This window comes from Bacillus sp. AY18-3 (assembly GCF_008042305.1).
In the GTDB taxonomy this organism is placed as follows: domain Bacteria; phylum Bacillota; class Bacilli; order Bacillales; family Bacillaceae_G; genus Bacillus_A; species Bacillus_A wiedmannii.
Genome location: NZ_QKQR01000030.1, coordinates 218,104 through 235,084, shown reverse-complemented (window position 1 = coordinate 235,084; position 16,981 = coordinate 218,104). Strand labels below are relative to the sequence as shown.

The 16,981-nt window shown below is 36.2% G+C and carries 16 protein-coding genes and 1 other annotated feature; of the genes, 9 read left to right on the top strand and 7 right to left on the bottom strand.

Going from position 1 to position 16,981, the window contains the following annotated elements; translation table 11 throughout:
* Positions 1 to 4 precede the first annotated feature (4 nt).
* Together DM800_RS23860 and DM800_RS23855 are read left to right on the top strand one after the other, a co-directional pair.
* A complete protein-coding gene (locus tag DM800_RS23860) occupies positions 5 to 754 on the top strand; it encodes an IclR family transcriptional regulator (RefSeq protein WP_000250770.1) in 750 nt (249 codons plus the stop codon).
* A 51-nt stretch (positions 755 to 805) separates the two neighbouring features.
* A complete protein-coding gene (locus tag DM800_RS23855) occupies positions 806 to 2,470 on the top strand; it encodes a M20/M25/M40 family metallo-hydrolase (protein ID WP_147787738.1) in 1,665 nt (554 codons plus the stop codon).
* Between the two features lie 191 nt (positions 2,471 to 2,661).
* Here DM800_RS23855 and proC read toward each other — a convergent pair whose 3' ends face one another.
* Positions 2,662 to 3,480: a pyrroline-5-carboxylate reductase gene (gene proC / locus DM800_RS23850; protein ID WP_106101973.1), complete on the bottom strand. Its 819-nt coding sequence runs from the start codon at positions 3,478 to 3,480 to the stop codon at positions 2,662 to 2,664.
* 339 nt (positions 3,481 to 3,819) lie between these two features.
* Positions 3,820 to 4,030, top strand: a binding site (T-box leader).
* Between the two features lie 144 nt (positions 4,031 to 4,174).
* On the opposite strand from proC, the gene proB reads away from it, so the two are divergent.
* Together proB and DM800_RS23840 are read left to right on the top strand one after the other, a co-directional pair.
* Positions 4,175 to 5,278, top strand: coding sequence for a glutamate 5-kinase (gene proB, locus DM800_RS23845; RefSeq protein WP_060487185.1), 1,104 nt, complete (start codon positions 4,175 to 4,177; stop codon positions 5,276 to 5,278).
* 31 nt (positions 5,279 to 5,309) lie between these two features.
* On the top strand, positions 5,310 to 6,557 hold the full coding sequence (locus DM800_RS23840; protein WP_147787737.1) for a glutamate-5-semialdehyde dehydrogenase: 1,248 nt from the start codon (positions 5,310 to 5,312) through the stop codon (positions 6,555 to 6,557).
* A 49-nt stretch (positions 6,558 to 6,606) separates the two neighbouring features.
* Here DM800_RS23840 and DM800_RS23835 read toward each other — a convergent pair whose 3' ends face one another.
* Positions 6,607 to 7,800 carry a nucleoside transporter C-terminal domain-containing protein gene (locus DM800_RS23835; RefSeq protein WP_088609167.1) on the bottom strand — a complete coding sequence of 398 codons (1,194 nt, stop codon included), beginning with the start codon at positions 7,798 to 7,800 and terminating at the stop codon, positions 6,607 to 6,609.
* 163 nt (positions 7,801 to 7,963) lie between these two features.
* Between DM800_RS23835 and DM800_RS23830 the strand changes: the two genes are divergently transcribed.
* The 4 genes from DM800_RS23830 to DM800_RS23815 all read left to right on the top strand — a co-directional run bounded on the left by DM800_RS23830 (position 7,964) and on the right by DM800_RS23815 (position 11,536).
* Positions 7,964 to 9,007, top strand: coding sequence for an ArsR/SmtB family transcription factor (locus DM800_RS23830; protein WP_147787736.1), 1,044 nt, complete (start codon positions 7,964 to 7,966; stop codon positions 9,005 to 9,007).
* A 57-nt stretch (positions 9,008 to 9,064) separates the two neighbouring features.
* Positions 9,065 to 10,279, top strand: coding sequence for an MFS transporter (locus tag DM800_RS23825; protein WP_142291765.1), 1,215 nt, complete (start codon positions 9,065 to 9,067; stop codon positions 10,277 to 10,279).
* Between the two features lie 96 nt (positions 10,280 to 10,375).
* Positions 10,376 to 10,702: a heme-degrading monooxygenase HmoA gene (gene hmoA / locus DM800_RS23820; protein ID WP_147787735.1), complete on the top strand. Its 327-nt coding sequence runs from the start codon at positions 10,376 to 10,378 to the stop codon at positions 10,700 to 10,702.
* A gap of 147 nt (positions 10,703 to 10,849) precedes the next feature.
* The gene (locus DM800_RS23815) at positions 10,850 to 11,536 is read left to right on the top strand and encodes a nucleotidyltransferase domain-containing protein (protein ID WP_147787734.1); all 687 of its coding nucleotides are present in this window, start codon (positions 10,850 to 10,852) and stop codon (positions 11,534 to 11,536) included.
* A 125-nt stretch (positions 11,537 to 11,661) separates the two neighbouring features.
* Here DM800_RS23815 and DM800_RS23810 read toward each other — a convergent pair whose 3' ends face one another.
* A complete protein-coding gene (locus tag DM800_RS23810) occupies positions 11,662 to 12,264 on the bottom strand; it encodes a hypothetical protein (protein WP_147787733.1) in 603 nt (200 codons plus the stop codon).
* Between the two features lie 257 nt (positions 12,265 to 12,521).
* On the opposite strand from DM800_RS23810, the gene DM800_RS23805 reads away from it, so the two are divergent.
* Positions 12,522 to 13,025, top strand: coding sequence for a GNAT family N-acetyltransferase (locus DM800_RS23805; protein WP_147787732.1), 504 nt, complete (start codon positions 12,522 to 12,524; stop codon positions 13,023 to 13,025).
* A gap of 138 nt (positions 13,026 to 13,163) precedes the next feature.
* On the opposite strand, the gene lsrF is transcribed toward DM800_RS23805, so the two are convergent.
* Genes lsrF through DM800_RS23785 form a run of 4 tightly spaced genes read right to left on the bottom strand, consistent with a single transcriptional unit; the run spans position 13,164 to position 16,835 of the window.
* Positions 13,164 to 13,946 carry a 3-hydroxy-5-phosphonooxypentane-2,4-dione thiolase gene (gene lsrF, locus DM800_RS23800; RefSeq protein WP_147787731.1) on the bottom strand — a complete coding sequence of 261 codons (783 nt, stop codon included), beginning with the start codon at positions 13,944 to 13,946 and terminating at the stop codon, positions 13,164 to 13,166.
* Positions 13,947 to 13,952: 6 nt separating this feature from the next.
* Positions 13,953 to 14,315: a cupin domain-containing protein gene (locus DM800_RS23795; protein WP_046959771.1), complete on the bottom strand. Its 363-nt coding sequence runs from the start codon at positions 14,313 to 14,315 to the stop codon at positions 13,953 to 13,955.
* Between the two features lie 25 nt (positions 14,316 to 14,340).
* A complete protein-coding gene (gene lsrK, locus DM800_RS23790; RefSeq protein WP_147787730.1) occupies positions 14,341 to 15,903 on the bottom strand; it encodes an autoinducer-2 kinase in 1,563 nt (520 codons plus the stop codon).
* Positions 15,903 to 16,835 carry a sugar-binding transcriptional regulator gene (locus DM800_RS23785; protein WP_147787729.1) on the bottom strand — a complete coding sequence of 311 codons (933 nt, stop codon included), beginning with the start codon at positions 16,833 to 16,835 and terminating at the stop codon, positions 15,903 to 15,905. Before DM800_RS23785 ends, lsrK begins: the two co-directional genes overlap by 1 nt.
* Positions 16,836 to 16,981 lie beyond the last annotated feature (146 nt).

Sequence of the window (16,981 nt, the reverse complement as noted above, 5' to 3'; positions counted from 1 at the left end):
TATTATGGTGCAGTCCATTGATAGAGCGATAAGTATTATAAAGTTGTTAAATTCTACTAATGAAAAAGAGTATTGGGCAATTTCTGATATAGCGGACAGAACACATCTCCCAGTTAGTACAGTACATAGATTACTTAACTCTTTAATCGAGCATGGGTTAGTTACGCAAATTTCAGAAACGAAACAGTACAAAATTGGGCCAATGTGGATGGAAATAGGATTACGTCAATTGGAGAAGGTAGACTACAGATCAGTTGCAAGAGAAGTGATGAAGCGGTTAGCCTCTGAAGTGGAAGAGAGTGTTTATTTGAACATTCCAAATGGAACACATTCTATTATCATTGAAAGAATGGATAGCCCTTTAAAAATTCGAGTTATTGATAACTTAGGGGAACAAATTCCACTTTCAATTGGTGCTGCAAATAAAACGATGCTTGCCAATATGAAAACGAATGAAATGGAACATATTGTAGAACATTTACTTTCTTCATTACCAGAACAAAAGCACATTCTTTTAGATCAAATAAAGCAAATAAAAACTGAAGGATATGCGGTCAGTTATGGTGAAAAAACAGAAGGGACAGCTTCAGTAGCTGCACCTATTATCGGATTTAATCATAAAGTAGTAGGAGCATTAAGTGTTGGGTTAATTAGTCATCGCATAAATGATGATCGACTATCTTTTCTTATTAGTAAGGTAAAACAAGCAGCTCATGAAATATCAATAAAAATCGGCAGTACATCAGAACTATAATTTTGATAACTGTCGTCATTTTTTATTCATATACTGGAATTCATTTTCATAATGCGGAAAAATAGGGGGATTTATATGTCAAAGTGGCAATCAAAAGAACAATTGATTCAATTATTAAGCAGTCTTGTTGAAATTCCTAGTATTACAGGTACAGAAGCTGAAGTGATATTGCCAGACTTTGTTGTGGAACAATTATCTGATTTACAGTACTTCAAAGAAAACCCACATCATTTGCAAAAAAATCCGACGGGGGACGGACGATATTTTGTTACAGCCCTAGTGAAGAAAAGCGATAGTACAAAAAATACCGTAATTTTAGTTAGTCACTTTGATGTTGTAGATGTGCAAGATTACGGAGTTTGGAAAGAAGATGCATTTAATCCTAAAAAGTTAACATCTATGTTTTATTCTCATAAAGATGAATTACCAGGCCATGTACGTGAAGATATAGAACAAGGAGATTGGCTGTTTGGCAGAGGAACAATGGATATGAAATGCGGCCTCACATTACAAATGGCAATGATTGAGCAAGCCTGTGAAGGAAGATTTGACGGGAATGTTCTTTTATTAGCTGTTCCAGATGAAGAAGTAAACTCTGTAGGGATGAGGGCTGCTGTTCCAAGACTACTAGAGTTAGCAAGAGAACATAACTTGGATTATAAAACGGTATTAAATTCAGAGCCTATGTTTTCACGACATCCTGGTGACCAAAATAAGTATATTTATACTGGTTCTATTGGTAAAGTGTTACCTGGATTTCTTTGCTATGGTAAAGAAACACATGTGGGTGAACCATTTGCAGGCTTAAATGGGAGTTATATGGCTGGTTTATTAACGGCTGAATTAGAATTGAATACGGACCTTTGTGATGTTGTAGAAGGAGAAGCGAGTCCTCCCCCAACTAACTTACTTCAACGTGATTTAAAGGAGGATTATTCTGTACAAATTCCGCATCGTGCAGTCACATTATTCAATTTGTTTTTACTGGAAAAAACGATGACAGACGTCGTTTCAATGTTACATCAAAAAGTAACGAAAGTAGCAGAGAAAATAGAAGAATCATACGAGAAGCAAGCATATCGTTTTTCTAAATATAATCCGTTTATACCGCCTAATATGAAAGTAAATGTATTAACGTATGAAGAGCTTATCGCTTATGCAATTGAACAACATGGGCAAGAGAAAATAGATGATATTCAATCTAATATAATAAAAAATAGAGAAGATAAAGATGATCGTGCGGTAACAATTGATTTAGTAGATAAACTATCTATTTTATGTAAAGAAAAGGCGCCGATGATTGTACTTTTCTTTGCTCCACCATATTATCCAGCTGTAAGTTCACGCAACAATCCGTTAATTAAAGATGTAGTTGCAGAAATGGAAAAGTATGCTCACTACAATCATAACATTACATTTGAAAACCAAAACTATTTTGGGGGAATTTCAGATTTGAGCTATGTGGGCTTACAGAATCCACTAGATTCAATGAGTTCATTTGTAGACAATATGCCATTATGGGATAAAGGTTATTCGATTCCACTTCAGGATCTAGAAGAGTTTGACGTTCCGGTATTAAATATGGGGCCGGTAGGAAAAGATGCACATCAATGGACAGAACGTTTAGATGTAAATTACGCATTTGAAACGCTATTAGATATGTTACCGAAATGCATTGAAAAATTATTAGTTTCTAATAAAATTACACAATCATAGTAAAGAATAAGGAAGGGATAAAACTGAAATTTCAAAAGAAGATACAAATAAAATTATTGTAGTATAATCAAAAAAACGGACAAACTCAAGTATCTATGAGTTTGTCCGTTTATCATTTAGTGCAAGCGAGAGAGTATGTAATCCACCGTTTTCTAACTAAATTCAAAGCTAACGTGATCTCTTTTATAGTTTTACTTTTTCGTTTGCCCAGATAGTTCAACAGACTTTTGTGTACAGCGCTGCATTGCTGAAATAATTGCAGTTCGTAATCCTTTTTCCTCTAATGTTGCTACAGCTTCTATCGTTGTTCCGCCAGGAGAACAAACCATATCTTTCAATTCACCTGGATGTATGCCTGTTTCTAGTACCATTTTTGCAGAACCTAACACAGCTTGAGCAGCGAATTTATATGCTTGATTGCGTGGCATACCATCAAGTACAGCGGCGTCTGCCATCGCTTCTATAATCATATATACGTATGCTGGCGACGAACCACTTACAGATGTTACAACGTTCATTAATTTTTCGCTTACGATCTCTGTTTGACCAAAGCTATTGAAAATGTCTAGCACATCTTCTAAATCTTTTTCTGTCACCATTTCATTAGGGCATAATGCAGACATTCCTTCTCCAACAAGAGCAGGGGTGTTAGGCATTACTCTTACAACCTTTAATTTTTTAGCAAAAGCTTCTTCAGTACTTTTAATGCTTTTCCCGGCAGCGATCGTTACGATGATAACATCGTTTTTGATTACTTCTGTTATTTCGTTAATGATTGATGTGTATAGGTCTGGTTTAATTGATAAAATTAAAATATCAGCATTTTTAGCTACTTCATTGTTGTCAGTAGTTGTAGTTAGCCCATATTTTTCACTAGCATTTTTTAAATTCGTAGTGTTTAAATCCGAACAAATAATATTATTTGCAGACACTATCTTTTTGTGTAGCATCCCACCAATCATAGCCATTCCCATATTTCCGCAACCGATAAATCCAATTTGTTTATCCATAATAACTCAATCTTGCTCCTTTTATAATAAATTATATCATTTCGAAATTGCTATCTTAAAATAACAATAACATCTTTATGTAATATAAAGAAACATTCTAAAAGAATATATTCCTTTTTGCAACACCAAAAGATAAAAATCAATTATATTCGACATTATGTAAATATATACACTTTAATTTTAGGTTTTATGTTGATGAATATGAGTTAAACTTATATCGATTTGTATTTTCATTCAGTACGGTAATAATTTCATACAAGTAACTTACCGCTCTATTTATTTTTAAAAATACTTCTTGACACCAAATCAAATTATATCGCATAATATAAAAAATTAAACCGAAAATCGTTGAAGGGAAATAGTACATATGTCTTCTTGCGAAAGAGAGTGGAATTCACCGGCTGAAAGATTCCTCGTATAGAATATATCGAACCTATCCCTGAGTCTTAAATGAAAGTTTAGGCGTTCGCCTGCGTTATAGGCGCCAAGTGGATATCTATGTATATCAATTAAGGTGGTACCGCGGAACAATGACCGTTTCGTCCTTTTTATTTTATTAAGGGCGAAGCGGTCATTTTTATTTTGCTCTTAAATAGGCTAGGCGCAGCATTGAAAAGAATAGAATCGCTGCAAGCTATATGAATAGAAGTGTAATTTATAAAAAACTTTGATTTTAGACTTGGGGGATAAAAAAGTGAAAAAACATCGAATTGTTGTAAAGATTGGGAGTAGTTCCTTGGCAGATAGTCACGGAGGCATTTCTAAAGAACAACTTTCAGATCACGTTGCCGCATTGGCTCGATTGAAAGAGGAAGGGCATGAAGTTTTGTTAATTACATCTGGGGCTGTCGCTGCAGGTTTTTCGGCTCTAGGATATCCTACCAGACCTGTGACAATTAAAGGAAAACAGGCTGCTGCGGCTGTTGGACAAAGTTTGTTAATGCAGGCGTACACGGAGGAATTTCGTAAATATGGCATCGTTACAGCGCAACTATTGCTGACGAGAAGTGATTTTTCTAGAAAAGAACAATATAGTAATGCTTACGCTACTTTAGGAGAGTTACTAAACCGTTCTGCTCTACCAATCATTAATGAAAATGATTCCATCTCATTAGAGGAGCTAACGTTCGGTGATAATGATATGCTGTCAGCTTTAGTAAGCGGACTTGTTTCGGCAGATATGCTTATGATTTTTACGGATGTGAACGGTTTATATGACAAAAATCCACAGAAAAATGCGGATGCGAAAAAATATTATTTCCTTCCTGAAGTTACGGAAGAGATTGCTTCTCTTGCAGGAGATGCTGGGTCCAAACTTGGGACTGGCGGTATGAAATCAAAAATTGATGCTGCGAAGACAGCAATTTCTCTTGGCGTGAGTGTATTTATCGGAACAGGACGTGGACAAGAGAAGTTTGTAGATGTTTTGAAGGGCAAAGGTGATGGTACGTATGTCGGAAATGCCCCTCAAAAAGAGATGAAGATGAACAAGCAATGGATCGCGTTGCATTCGCTTGTTAGCGGGCAAATTGAAGTAGACGCTGGAGCAGCTACTGCTATCATTCAGCATGGTAAGAGTCTTCTTCCTGCTGGCGTTACAAATGTTTCAGGATTTTTCCAAGTTGGCGATGTCGTAGAAGTAATGACGCAACAAGGGCGCGTAATTGGAAAAGGACAATGCACATATAGCGCAGAGGAATTAAGAGAGATAAAAGGTATGCAAAGTCAACATATTCAAGCAAGAGGCGAAAGGCATAATTATGAAGTCATTCATAGAGATTATTGGGTGTCACTTTAAGAATAGTGATGTTAAAAAGGAGGAAATGAAGATGAATGAAGTGTTGGCAAAGGGAAAAAAAGCGAAAGCACTTGCTAGAGAACTTGTACTAAAATCTACAAGTCAAAAAAACGAAGCACTTGCTGCTATTGCTGAAAGGCTAATAGTAGAAACAGCTTATATTGTAGAGGAAAACAAACGTGATATCGAAGAAGGTAAGGCAAAAGGATTTTCTGATTCACTCCTTGATCGACTTATGCTAACTGAACAACGAATTGTTGATATGGCAGAGGGGATTAAGCAGTTAATCGAATTACGTGATCCAGTTGGAGAACGTGTAAGCGAATGGGAGCGACCAAATGGACTATCTATTCAGGAGATGCGTGTACCACTTGGTGTTGTTGGCATGATTTACGAGGCAAGGCCGAATGTAACAGTAGATGCTGCTACAATTTGTTTGAAAACAGGAAACGCAGTTATATTACGTGGTAGTTCTTCTGCTATTAATTCTAACAAAGCTATTGTTGAAGTTATTCACCGAGCGCTTAAACAAACAAGCTTGCCAGAAGAAAGTGTACAGCTTATAGAAGACACAACACGGGATAGCGCAAAGCAGTTGTTTACAATGAATGATTACCTAGACGTTCTTATTCCAAGAGGAGGCAAACAATTAATTGATACGGTAGTGAGAGAAGCGTCTGTTCCGGTACTTGAAACAGGTGCAGGAAATTGTCATATTTTCATTGATGAAATAGCGAATAAACAAATGGCAATTGATATTATTATTAATGCAAAAACGCAGCGTCCATCTGTATGTAATGCAATTGAAACGATTGTACTTCATGAGAAGTGGGCGCAGCAATTTGGTAGCGAGCTGTTTTCAACTTTGAAGGAAAAAGGTGTGGAGCTACGCGGTGATCAGAGAGCATTGGCTATTGATTCTTCAATTGTACTTGCTTCAGAAGAAGACTGGGAAACAGAATTTTTATCTCTCACACTGGCAGTGAAAGTAGTTTCTTCTATAGAAGAAGCGATTCATCACATAAATACGTATGGTTCTATGCATTCCGAAGCGATTATTTCAGAAAACGAGGAAAACGTCAATAAGTTCTTCACATCTGTTGATGCGGCTGCACTGTATCATAATGCATCCACTCGTTTTACTGATGGATCTGAATTCGGATTCGGCGCAGAAATTGGCATCAGTACACAAAAACTACACGTAAGGGGACCGATGGGACTTCCTGCATTAACTTCTACAAAATATGTGATTCGTGGAAATGGACAAATTCGAAAATAATAATAAAAGACACTCAATTCGATTGGGTGTCTTTTATTTTAAAGAATATTTACCATACAAATAGTCCAACAAGCATAGCGCTTAATAAGGAAACTGCCATCCCGCTAACGAGAAGCTTCCAAACATTTTTACCGATTATGGCTGATTTTTCTCCGCCAAATAATGAATTGTAAGTTCCGTAAATCATACCTACTGTACTAAAGTTAGCAAAAGAAGCTAGAAATGTAGTTGCAACTGCAACTGTATGTGGTTGTAAAGACTTTAGGTTCGATTTTAAATCCATCATTGCAACAAATTCATTCGTCGTTATTTTGATCCCCATTAATTCAGCTACATACATCGCATCACTGCCCGATAAACCGAGTAAAAAAGCAAAGGGGCTAAAGATAATGGAGAAGATTTTTTGAATTGTTAAACCTGTGACGAAAAAGCCTAAAATTCCATTTAAACATGCAGTTAATGCCACATAACCAATTACCATAGCTAAAATAACGATAACCATATTCATCCCGACTAACATACTGTTTGAAATAGTAGAAAAGAAATCTTTTTTTTCATCTTTTGAAGGTGTATATATGACATCTTCTTCTTTCGTAATTTCTACAGGATTTAAAACATTGGCTAAAATTAATGCGTTAATACAGTTTAAAGGGATTGCGCTGAAAATATATGTTGCTGGAACCATAGATAAATAAGCGCCAAGAATGGAGCCGCTAACGCTACTCATACTCATAATTCCAAAAGTTAATAAACGATTATCTTTTAAAACAGATAACTGATCACGAACAACCGCAAGTGCTTCGGTGTTTCCTAAAAACATCATTTGAATCGAAAAGAAGCTTTCTAACTTTGGTAAACGAGAAATCTTTGAAATAACTGCACCTACTTTATCAATAATCCAAGTTAAGATTCCGAAGTACGAAAGAATATCAAAGAAGGTGATAACGAAAATGATAGGAAGTAATGCGCTAAAGAAGAAATCAATTGTTTGATTTTCCATAGCGGAAGGAAAGGCAAACCGAATACCTTCATTCGCGCATGACAGTAGCCAACTGAAAAATGACGCAATTTTATTAATGATAATACTACCGAGCTTCGTACCTAACATAAACCACGTAATAAAGAGCTCTAATATGATTAGAATAACGATTGGTCTCCATTTTATATGTTTTTTATTAGGCGAACAGAGGAAAACGATTAAGATTACAATGAAAATCCCTAACATATTTAATATAAAATACATGTCAACAACTCCTTGAAAGTTATTATTTGTATATAAAAAAGCTCCTATTCTTCTTAATTTAGAATGAATGTATTTCAACTTAAATTTCATTAATTCTAAAAATATAGAAGGTATAATTCGATAAAAATAGAATTTAATATATAGTAAACAAGGAGGGGATAAAATGGAGGTCTATCACATAACGAGTAGAAAGAGGGAAACTTACCATGTTCAAGTGAAGTATTCGATACTTTTCGAATGCGCACTTGGCATTGCGGCAATTACTCATAAAAGGTTAATCGATACCCTTGAAAAGAGTCAAAATGAATGGGAAGAAATTAAGGAATCATTAACAGAAGAAATGAGAGAGCACTTACAGTTTGTAGAAGAACATAATACGTGGAAAGCGTTACTTCAGTTGTTGTATAAAGAGGATTTTCAGGACTTAGCGCAGTTTCATGCTAAAATCGATTCGCTTTCAGAAGTAGATTTGAAATATATATGCTTACCGTTTTTAGGCGAGAAGTATGAAAAGAAAAGACATTTAGCAGCAAGTGGAGACGTAACTGCAATATATGAACTAGAGGAGCTGACACAAGATCATCAGTTTTTCTCCACGTATATTCATTTTATATGTGATGTTCATGTACAAGTGCTGAAATCCCATTTAATCGCTGTTATGACAGGGTGGTATGAGAGTGTTATTCAGAAAGAGGAGGAGCAAATACTTTCTATATTACAAAGAGATTATGAAGCGAAAAATGAAATGAATAAAAAGATGAAACCAGAAGAGTTTGTCGAGTGGGCGACTGGCGGTGTGAACTATATGCCAGAACCAAGTGTTCATTATGTACTTCTTATCCCACAAATGACGTACAGACCGTGGAACATTGAGGCGGATATTGAAGATACGAAAGTATTTCATTACCCAGTCGCAAATGAAAGCATCCATCCTGAAGATCTATATGAACCGAATTATTTTTTAGTTCAAAAACATAAGGCACTTGGGGATGAAGCGAGGTTACGCATTGTAAAAATGTTGTTCGAACAAGAACGGACTTTGCAGGAAATTACAGAAAGACTGCAACTCGGTAAATCGACTGTACACCATCATTTGAAATTGTTACGTGCAGCGAAGTTAGTAGATATACATGACGGGAAATATGTATTGAGAAAGAAAGCAGTACAGTCGTTATCGAAAGAATTAGATGCGTTTTTAAATAGATAATATGCAACTAGAATGCACATAGAGGGAGGAATCTAGTAGAAAAGTTGGTGTGTGAAATTGAAAAATGTATTGAAAAACCGTTCGTTCTTTTATATGTGGATTGGCAGTGCAATTTCAGAGTTAGGCGGGGCTTTCGGAACGTTATGTAATTCGATTCTTGTTTACGAATTAACAGGATCAAAAACAGCATTAAGTAGTATGTGGCTACTATACTTTATCCCATCTCTTATACTACAACTAATAAGTGGCCCATTTATTGATAAATGGAGCCGGAAGTGGATTATGATTTTTTCGCAATGGATGCGGGCTTCGGTTTTCTTACTGCCGTTAGTCATGTTACTTACTAACAGTATAGAAGTATGGCATGTGTATGTCGTACAAATAATAATCGGGCTTATTACGCCGCTGTATACACCTGCAAGTCAAGCAATTACACCGAGTATTGTAAGTAAAGAACAGCTTCAAGACGCAAATGCGTATATTGATGGAATGGCTCGTCTTATGATGTTTCTTGCGCCCGTATTAGCCGGAGTAATCATTCATTTGATTGGAACAGAACTTACATTATCTTTCGTATGTATTTGTCTATTTGTTAGTGGTGCATTATTACTTAATATAAAAGAAAAGAGAACAAAACAATCTATTCGGAAAACGTGGTTAGAACAGTTTCTTCACGGTTTTACATATTTTTTCACAAAACCAGTTATCGTTTGGCTCGGTATTTTTCTTACTTTCGTGCAATTTGGAGTTGGGGTTACGCTAGTTACAAATCTTCCTTATATAAAAGACGAGCTGTCAGCCGGGTATGCGGAATTTGGTTATTTTATGGCCGGATTCCCATTTGGCTATGTAGTTGGATCTATACTAGTCGGAAAAGTAACATATAAAAGCCGGCGTATACTTATGCTTGGTGGATTGTTTATAGGAGGACTCACATATATTTCTCTAGCATTCAATCATAGTATAGTAATTGCAGTGTTCATTGAAGTTGTTGCAGGCATTTGCATTGCCTTTTTCAATGTTCATAACACGACAATAAGCCAACAAACAGTACCGAACAATATGATAGGACAAGTATTTTCAGTGCGTTTATTTTTCATACGATCTGCTATGCCGTTAGGTGTGTTATTAGGAGGCATACTAAGTGAAATCTGGGGAATAAGAGCACTATACTTTATTATCGGTGCGATTATATGTATTACTTCTTTAATAGGATTATTACTTCCGTATTTCAAATTTTTAGATGAGGCAGTTGAAGAGAAAACGGCATGATTCAAATAATTAAAACTTTTTAATTGAAAATAATTATCATAATCAACTATAATAGAAGAATAGTAGTATTCGTATTATAAAGAGGGAGTGGGATATATGTTTATTGAAACGAAAACATTTACAGTAAAAGAAGGTACATCAAATATAGTTGTAGAACGTTTCACTGGCGAAGGCATTATTGAAAAATTTGAAGGCTTCATCGACTTAAGCGTTCTTGTGAAAAAAGTAAGACGCGGCGACGAAGAAGTTGTCGTTATGATTCGCTGGGAATCTGAAGAAGCATGGAAAAACTGGGAAACGAGTGAAGAACATTTAGCAGGTCATAGAGCGAGTCGTGGTAAGTCAAAACCAGATCATATCATTAACGTGGATCACGCAGTATATTATGTGAAATCATCGAAAGCGGCTTATCAACAATCGTAATATATATGTAAAGGTAGAGGATATTTGTTTAGTAATAAACAAATATCCTCTTTTTTTGATGTATAGTAAAATATGGATGTGATATATGTTTTATTATTTCGTTATAAATGGAGGTAAATGAAGTGAAAAAATGTTTGGAGGTTACAAATGTTAGAAGCACAAACTAAACATGAACAACATAAAAAATTAGTGCAAACAATAGTAGCTGAAATCTTATCTATAAATAAGATAACTGGATGTATGCTTATCGGATCTGTCGCAAGAGGTGATGCATATCCTGATTCGGATTTAGACTTCTATGTTCTTTTAGAAGACGGACAAAATAAGAAATTTCATTCTGAAACGAGAGAAGAAATTTTAGTTGAATATAAGTATGCAGACGTTAATCAAATACTAGAAAACTTCAAAAACAATCCGATGGAATTATACTCATTTTTAGAAGGGGAAATTTTATTTGATAAAAGCGGCGAGTTGAAAAAGTTAAAGGAAATAGCTACATATGAATTTGAAAACTATCGTGTTTCTAGTGACAAAGTGAAAGGCATTTCTTATTGGTTGCATAGTTCGCTCATTAAAATTCAGTCTGCTTTAAAAGCAAATGATGAGTTAAAAGCTTCATACATAGTTCACACGTCAACTTGGACATTGATAGAAGGCATATGGGCCATTCATAACAAACCTACACCGCCAGCGGGATCTGTTTTAAGATATATTAAAGAGTTGCCGAATAAGCCCATTCATTTAGATTCATTACTTAATAAGCTATTTTTAGGAGATACGAAGGACCGTATTAAAGCAGCAATCAAGTTAATTGAGTGGGTGCTTCATAAATAATGTTGTCTAATATTTTCAATAAATCGATATATTGAGAAAATCATTGATATAAATTTCATATACCGAATAAGTAACAACTAAAAAGAGTGTAACCTAGTCAAATTCTCAACTAGATTACGCTCTTTTCAGTCCAACTGAATTTCAAATTCAAGCACAGCTTGATCTTTCCTAAACGGCATATTGAGTTCTTTGAATCGTAAGCTTATTCCAGACAAATTATCAGGAAGGGCAGGAGATATAACGAAATGATGACTAAAATGTCCATCAGTGCCGCCGCCACCTTCTGGCCAGCAGTCATATGTATCATCTATTGATAATTGGAAGAAACTATGAGGCTTATTTTCATTAAAAGCTTCATCAGTGGAATCCCAATCGCTATATAAATAAACTACACTAGCATTTGCATATTGCCGAATAAAAGTTACGGTATACATGATACCATTATGTTCATAAGATTTAAAAACAGGTATATGTTTTTTGAATGTAGTTGGTTCGACGCGAGGTTTAAATTCACCTTCGTCCATCATGGAAGAGAATAATGAATTTAGATAGTCTGGATAAAATCCGTATTGCTTTGCCCATTTATAAATGGCTTCATCATGTGGAAAACCTGGATCACCACCTGAAAGTTCTTTCCGTTCTTTTAATAGAGCACAAATTTTTTCATCGATAGTATATAATCTTTCATCGTAATAATCAGTAGGACGTTCAAATGTCATTCTTTGCATAATAATTCCTCATTTTCTTTATTTTAACAAAAAAGAAAGGGCAATACATTTTTAAATATAAATATTAAGTGTTAATTTAAAATCATTTATAAATCAAATATTGTAGACTTAAAATGAAGTTTGATAACAAGGTCTATTTAGCAGAGGAATTGCTTATGCATAAAATAATAATAATGTATGAATCAAGCAGGTTTCCCATATGGTAAAGTACGAAACTATTATAAGTAGTACAGTGAAATCAATAGGAGGTTACCGCTATGACAGCTGTTTTTAAAGATATGGCGTTCCAGTTAAAAACGGAACGACTCGATCTGAATATGTGGGAGGAATCTGATGTAGTCTGGCTGAGACAATTAATTGGTGAACGTGGTGTGGACATGCCAACCATTGAATCTGTTCGTATCTCTCTTATCGAAATGCGCAAGAAAGCAACTGAAAATGGTATTTCTCTTCTTACTATACGTAGGCGAGAAGAAGGGGATTTCATCGGATACTGTGGTTTAATCATCGGTCGTTCCACGCTTGAAGAGCCAGAGATTGCATATGAGTTGTTCCAAAGTGCTCATCGAAAAGGTTATGCGACAGAGGCAGCATCAGCAGTGCTTGAGGCTGCGATTGCTACGGGTCGCCATAGACTTTGGTCTACTGTAGGTGCTTGGAATACGGCGTCTTTCCGGGTATTAGAAAAGATAGGGTTTCATCGGCATCACAGTACGTGGGGGGAGCGCGGTGAGATTGTTTGGAACGTACGCGATCTGTAGAAATCTGACTAAATCCGGAACAAAAAAATGTAAAAGAAAACCTCTATGTTAGGTTACTTAGTAATCTAACATAGAGGTTTTTCTTTATAGTAAATATTAATTTTGTATATATTTAAGAGTAATAGTCTGTCGTTTATTTTAATTTTTTACATCGTCGAATAATTGGAGTGCCTCTTTCACATTCAATCCATTCTTCACAATGCCATGAATCGCTTGAATCATCGCAGCAGGATGTTCAGATTGCCATATGTTTCGGCCCATATCTACGCCGATTGCGCCTTCTTGCAGTGCATTGTACGTAATGTTTAATGCGTCTTCAATTGAATCGAGTTTTGGACCACCAGCGATTACAACTGGGGCAGGGCAAGTGCTGGTGATTTTTTCGAATCCTTCGCAGTAATACGTTTTAATAATGTCAGCACCCATTTCAACACATACGCGAGAAGCGAGTGCTAGAAAGCGTGCTTCACGTTTTTGTAATTCTTTCGCAACAGCGGTAATACCGAGTACTGGTAGACCGTAATCGTGAGCTTCTGAAACTACATTTGCGAGATTTGAAACAGTTTGTGTTTCATAGTCTGATCCGACGAAAACAGAAACACCGACGCCAATTGCGTTTTGTTTTACTGCTTCTTTTACTGGTGTAACAATTGTTTCATTCGCTAAATCTTTACCGACGACAGTAGCTCCACCTGAAACACGCATAACCATCGGTGTGCTGCAGTTTTCAGGAATACAGGAGCTAAGTACACCTCGAGTTAAAAAGAGGGAATCTGTGTAAGGAAGTAAGCTTTTAACTGTTTCAAGTGGCTGTTCTAGCCCGTGAATGGGTCCTAAAAAGTAGCCGTGATCTATCGCTAACATAACCGCTCTTCCATCAGGTAAAATTGTATTTAATCGATTTTTAAATCCCCAAGTCATTAGAAATCACTCCTTCGTTAATGTTGGATTTTCCGTTTGTACCGTATCTTTATTTGGTAAATGTGGTGACTTAATAAAAACTGCTTTAAAAGGTTTGTCAGAATGGTTAATAAGATAGTGTGATTCATGAGGGCGAACTTGCAATACATCGCCTTGTTTAATCGGAACTTTTTCGTTATTCACATAGAAATCAATTTCACCTTCTAATGCATAAAAGACTTCCTCGCACGTCGTATGGTAGTGATTTTGAAACTCTTGCCCAGGCTGAATGACAACAAGGCCAAGATCAATATTCGGACCTTGTATTAAATATTTCGGTCCGTTATCACCGAAGCGATAGGAGAAATCATTTTCATTCGCTTTTAACATACATTTCACTCCTTTATGTAATATGTTACAGTGCACCAGGCGCAATCCACATATGTGAGGTGAGCCCTTTATCAGCTAAAGCGAGTTGACTGTCATACACAGTTTTCCATGTTTCATAGAATTCTTTATATAGTTCATGATTTTCAGTAACTGGTTCAAATGTGTGCTCCCACTGTACAAACTGTTCGGCAGTTTCTTCCATAGATGAATATATGCCAGCACCAACTCCGGCAGCAATCGCAGTTCCTAAAGCAGCTGCTTCTTTCACAACAGGTACTTTTACAGGAATACCAAGGACGTCCGATAAAATTTGTGGCCATAGTTTTCCTTTAGCAGCACCGCCAACAAAAATGACTTCAGAAGGGAATGTCCCTGTGAGATTTTCTATTAATTTTAAGTTGCCAAGTGTAACGAAGGCAGCATTTTCTTCAATAGCACGGAACAGTTCCTTTTTTCCGCATTTGTTTGCATCTAAACTTAAATTTAAAAAAGAAGGTGCGGCATGACGCCAAGAAATGTAGTTCATAACATTTGAAAAGGTAGGAATAATGCCATGTGAACCAACAGGTACGTCTTTCGCTTGTTCTTCTAATAATGCATAAGCATCTACATCGAGTTTGTCAGCAAGTTTCTTTTCCTCATGGCAAAAAGCATCTCGAAACCAGCGCATAACAAGGCCTGGGAAAAAGGCAATCGTTTCATATTGCCAAAGGTTAGGTATAACGTGACAATTTACCCGAATGGAAGCATGTGGATCTGTTTTTGGTTCTGTAACATTGACTTCTTGTTGCCAAAAACTACCTCCGCATATTAACGTTTGATTAGGTTTCACGACTCCTGTTCCAAGTGAGGCCATTTGTGCATCTCCGCCCCCGGCGACGACAGGAATTCCTTCACATAATCCAGTTAATGCTGCACACTCTTTTGTGACGTTGCCAATTACTGTACCCGCTTCATTTACTGTTGTTGAAAATGGTAACGTTAAACCGCACTCGATAGCGACATCGTTATCCCATACTCTATTTTGCAGGTCAAAAATACCGGATGTACATCCATTTGATGGATCGATTTGCAGCACGCCGCTTAATTTATATAAAATCCAATCGTTTAACATCGTAAAAGAGTGAATAGCATTATAGACGTCTGGTTCGTGTTTTTTAATCCAAAGTAGGCGGGGTAAAGCACCTAATGAAAAAGTTTGACCAGATCTTGTATATAATTCTTCTTCAAGATGTGACCGAATTTCTTTTAGTTCACTAACTTCGGAGGATGCGCGCCCATCAACATTTGCACAAGCCCAAATTTCTTGCCCATCTTTATCATATAAAACAAAACCTTCTCGCATACTAGTAGCGCTAATAGCTTGAATAGAAGAGGGCGAGACATTACTTCTTTGTAAAACTTCTTTCGTGCATTGTTGTACAAGTTGCCAGTTTTCTATTACATCAAAATTCATAGAACCTGGGTAACGAGGATCCGTGTTATGAACCCATTCTTTTTGACTGACCGCAATTTGATTACCTAGTAAATCAAAAAGAACAGCTCGAATGCTTCCTGTACCAGCATCAAAAGCTAATAAATGAGACATTAACAATCACCATCCTTTCGTAATAAGGAGAGGGCCGTTTCCTCATCGGTAATTAATGTATGAATGAACTTTCCTTTTAAGGCACCATAAATTGCATCTATCTTTTCTATACCTCCAGCAACACCAACGACATGTTTCATTTTGCGCAGAATCGAGAGCGGCGTACCAATTAGTCGATTATGATGTGGGAGCTTTAATAAATCACCATTCGTATTATAAAACTGCCCTAAAATATCGCCAGCACCGTTTTGACTACGAATATATGTCATCTCACGTAGTGTTAATTTTTCTTCTTTTACAATAGTTGCATCTTGAGATATCCCGCCAATACCAACAACTGCCGTATGAGCAAGTGAAGCGACATGAAGCATATCTTTTACACTCGGTTCTGATAGAATACTTTGTGCCATTTCGGTTGTAGATGCTAGAAACGGCGTAGGGATAATGTGAAAATCGCCTTGCATGTAGTGAAAATAGTTTTGTTTTCTTGGGAGATAGTGATTTACTCCGCCTGTTAGCGTTACAATTGAAAGATTAATAGAAGTTTCAAAATGAATGTTTTCTAGCATTTTGCTAATCGTTTCACCCCAGCCAATGCCGAGTAAATCGCCTTGTTGGAGCTGAGTTTCTAAATACTGTGCAGCAGCTTTTCCGAGAGAAGCGTGATAATTGTTTATTGGAGTAGGGATAATAAAAGCATCTTTTAAATGGAATTTTTTCATTAGGTCACGCTCAATACTTAAACAGTGTAAACCAGTCCCTTTTACGTGAAATGTGACGATACCTTCACTGCGCGCCTTATCTAATAATCGGACAACTTTATTTCTTGAAATGTGAAGAAGTGAAGCAATTTCCTGTTGTGTTAATTGGTCTTTATAATAGTACCAAGCTACTTTAGTTAATAAATTCTCTTCAAAGTTCAGCTGTGTCATACGCGTCATCCCTTTCAACAATTGACCACTGCTTAAACATATGTGCCATATATTTTGTTTATTCCAGTTGAAACGATTAATTGTCTGATGAAAAAAGTGTTCTAGATATGAAAAAAGAAATATACAATGCTACAAAACAAGTAGAA

Excerpts from the sequence above, each read along its gene's own strand:
- DM800_RS23860 (WP_000250770.1), top strand. The coding sequence starts at position 5 with ATGGTGCAGTCCATTGATAGAGCGATAAGTATTATAAAGTTGTTAAAT.
- DM800_RS23855 (WP_147787738.1), top strand. The coding sequence starts at position 806 with ATGCGGAAAAATAGGGGGATTTATATGTCAAAGTGGCAATCAAAAGAA.
- proC (WP_106101973.1), bottom strand. The coding sequence starts at position 3,480 with ATGGATAAACAAATTGGATTTATCGGTTGCGGAAATATGGGAATGGCT.
- DM800_RS23840 (WP_147787737.1), top strand. The coding sequence starts at position 5,310 with ATGAATGAAGTGTTGGCAAAGGGAAAAAAAGCGAAAGCACTTGCTAGA.
- DM800_RS23835 (WP_088609167.1), bottom strand. The coding sequence starts at position 7,800 with ATGTATTTTATATTAAATATGTTAGGGATTTTCATTGTAATCTTAATC.
- DM800_RS23830 (WP_147787736.1), top strand. The coding sequence starts at position 7,964 with ATGGAGGTCTATCACATAACGAGTAGAAAGAGGGAAACTTACCATGTT.
- hmoA (WP_147787735.1), top strand. The coding sequence starts at position 10,376 with ATGTTTATTGAAACGAAAACATTTACAGTAAAAGAAGGTACATCAAAT.
- DM800_RS23815 (WP_147787734.1), top strand. The coding sequence starts at position 10,850 with ATGTTAGAAGCACAAACTAAACATGAACAACATAAAAAATTAGTGCAA.
- DM800_RS23810 (WP_147787733.1), bottom strand. The coding sequence starts at position 12,264 with ATGCAAAGAATGACATTTGAACGTCCTACTGATTATTACGATGAAAGA.
- DM800_RS23805 (WP_147787732.1), top strand. The coding sequence starts at position 12,522 with ATGACAGCTGTTTTTAAAGATATGGCGTTCCAGTTAAAAACGGAACGA.
- lsrF (WP_147787731.1), bottom strand. The coding sequence starts at position 13,946 with ATGACTTGGGGATTTAAAAATCGATTAAATACAATTTTACCTGATGGA.
- DM800_RS23795 (WP_046959771.1), bottom strand. The coding sequence starts at position 14,315 with ATGTTAAAAGCGAATGAAAATGATTTCTCCTATCGCTTCGGTGATAAC.
- lsrK (WP_147787730.1), bottom strand. The coding sequence starts at position 15,903 with ATGTCTCATTTATTAGCTTTTGATGCTGGTACAGGAAGCATTCGAGCT.
- DM800_RS23785 (WP_147787729.1), bottom strand. The coding sequence starts at position 16,835 with ATGACACAGCTGAACTTTGAAGAGAATTTATTAACTAAAGTAGCTTGG.